Origin of the sequence: Pusillimonas caeni (assembly GCF_003545815.1) — a bacterium.
GTDB lineage: Bacteria > Pseudomonadota > Gammaproteobacteria > Burkholderiales > Burkholderiaceae_B > Pusillimonas > Pusillimonas caeni.
Map to the genome: position 1 here is coordinate 1 of NZ_PDUW01000020.1, position 2,550 is coordinate 2,550.

2 protein-coding genes are annotated in these 2,550 nt (G+C 65.6%); both read right to left on the reverse strand.

Features of this window, described 5'->3' with window-relative positions:
• On the reverse strand, positions 1-1,445 hold a 1,445-nt coding region (locus tag CSC67_RS21135; protein WP_118996434.1), incomplete at its 3' end, for a bifunctional 2-methylcitrate dehydratase/aconitate hydratase.
• Between the two features lie 73 nt (positions 1,446-1,518).
• The coding region (gene prpC / locus CSC67_RS21140) for a bifunctional 2-methylcitrate synthase/citrate synthase (protein ID WP_118996435.1) at positions 1,519-2,550 on the reverse strand (1,032 nt) is incomplete at its 5' end.

Consider the following 2,550-nt stretch of genomic DNA (forward strand, 5'->3'; position numbering starts at 1 on the left):
ACGTACAGGTCGACGTATTCGTGGACCGGCATGGCTTCGAGCCGCGCCTGGTCCAGCGAGACATCCAGGATACGCGCTTGCTGCCTGGCCGCAAAGCGCCGGGCCAGGTTGGTGCGGAACTTGGCCTCGAGCAGGGGAATGCCCTCGGCCCGGCGGCGCTTGTGGCCGATCGGGTACTCGCACACGATTTCATCGAACGAGCTGCCGTCGTTGAATTGGACGGTGAGCGCGTTGGCGATCGAGCGCTTGTCCGGGTCGTGGTAGTCGGCCGTGAAGGCGGGGTCTTCGACGCAGACGATCTTGTCGCGCAGCACGTCGATGCGCGGGTCGGCGGCCACGGCGTCCTCGTAGTCGGCGGCGGTGAGCCGGCCAAAGAGGAGGGGCACGGCCACCATGTACTGGATGCAATGGTCGCGATCGGCCGGGTTGTTCAGCGGGCCCTGCTTGTCGATGATGCGCAGGCAGGCCTCGTGCGTGCGGATGGTGATGCGCCGGATGTCGCTGGCCGATTTGCCCGCGGCCAGCAGGCGCTGGTGGATCTGCATGGCGCATTCGACGGCCGTTTGCGAGTGGAACTCGGCCGGGAAGGAGATCTTGAACAGCACGTTTTCCATCACGTAGTGGCCGTAAGGGCGCTGGAACTCAAAGGGCTTGCCCTTGAAGAGCACATCGTAAAAGCCCCAGGTCTTGGCCGAGAGCACCGAGGGGTAGCCCATCTCGCCGGTGCGGGCGATCAGCGCCAGGCGCACCGCGCGGCTGGTGGCATCGCCCGCGGCCCAGCTCTTGCGGCTGCCGGTGTTGGGCGCGTGGCGGTAGGTGCGCAGGCTCTGGCCGTCGACCCAGGCCAGCGAGACGGCGTTCAGGATCTCGTCGCGGTCCAGGCCCAGCAGCTGGGCGACCACGGCGGTGGAGGCGACCTTGACCAGCACGACGTGGTCCAGGCCGACCTGGTTGAAGGAGTTCTCCAGGGCCAGGCAGCCTTGTATTTCGTGGGCCTGGATCATGGCGGTGAGCACGGCGCGCATGGTCAGGGGCGGCTTGCCGGCGGCCACGGCGTTGCGCGAGAGCCAGTCGGCGGTGGCCAGGATGCCGCCCAGGTTGTCCGAGGGATGGCCCCATTCGGCGGCCAGCCAGGTGTCGTTGAAGTCGAGCCAGCGGATCATGGCGCCGATGTTGAAGGCGGCCTGGACCGGGTCCAGCTGGAACTGGGTGCCGGGGACCTTGGCGCCGTGGGGCACGACGGTGCCGGGCACGATGGGGCCCAGCAGCTTGGTGCAGGCCGGGTAGTCCAGCGCCTCCAGGCCGCAGCCCAGGGTGTCGATCAGGCAGTTGCGGGCGGTCTCGAAGGCCAGGGCGCTGTCGATCCGGTCGTTCAGCACATAGTCGACGATGTCGACCAGGACCTGGTCGGGCTCGGGACGGACGTTGGAAATGTGAGTGCTCATTGGTTTTCCGTTTGGCAAAATCGGGCCTGCCCGCATGAAAGCGGGCGGCTTGGGTAAAGAATGGAGAAGGGCTTCAGTTTTGGCGTTCCGAGATCGGCGTGAAAGTACGGTTCTCGGGACCGATGTAGTTCGCGGTCGGGCGGATGATCTTATTGTCCTGACGCTGCTCGATGATGTGGGCGGCCCAGCCGGCCGTGCGCGCGATCACGAACAGCGGCGTGAACATGGCCGTGGGCACGCCCATCATGTGATACGAAACGGCCGAGAACCAATCCAGGTTGGGGAACATCTTCTTGGCGTCCCACATGGTGCTTTCCAGCCGCTCGGCGATGTCGAACATGCTGGTGTTCCCTGCTTTTTCGGACAGCTGCCGCGCAACGCGCTTGATCACTTCGTTGCGCGGGTCGGAAATGGTATATACCGGGTGTCCGAAGCCGATAATGACCTCTTTGTCGGCGACGCGGCGGCGGATGTCGGCCTCGGCCTCGTCCGGCGAGGCGTAGCGCTTCTGGATGTCGAAGGCGACTTCGTTGGCCCCGCCGTGCTTGGGCCCGCGCAGCGCGCCGATGCCGCCGGCGATGGCCGAGTACATGTCCGAGCCGGTGCCGGCGATGACGCGGCAGGTGAAGGTCGAGGCATTGAACTCGTGCTCGGCATAAAGAATCAACGAGGTATGCATGGCCCGCACCCACTCGCTGCCGGGCGCCTCGCCGTGAAGCAGATGCAGGAAGTTGCCGCCGATGCTGTCGTCATCGGTGTGCACGTCGATGATGCGTCCGTTATGGCTGTAGTGATACCAGTACAGCAGGGCGGGGCCCAGGCAGGCCATGAGCCGATCGGCGATGTCGCGCGCATCGGGCAGGTTGTGGTCGTCTTTTTCGGGCAGGGTGCAGCCCAGTACGGAGACCGCGGTGCGCATGACGTCCATGGGATGGCTTGCCGCCGGCAGGCATTGCAGCGCCTGTTGCAGCGCTTCGGGCAGGCCCCGCAGCCGCCGCAGCTTTTCTTTGTAGGCCTTGAGCTCTGCGCGGGTGGGCAGGCTGCCGTGAACGAGCAGGTGGGCGATCTCCTCGAATTCGCTGGTGTCGGCGATGTCGAGAATGTC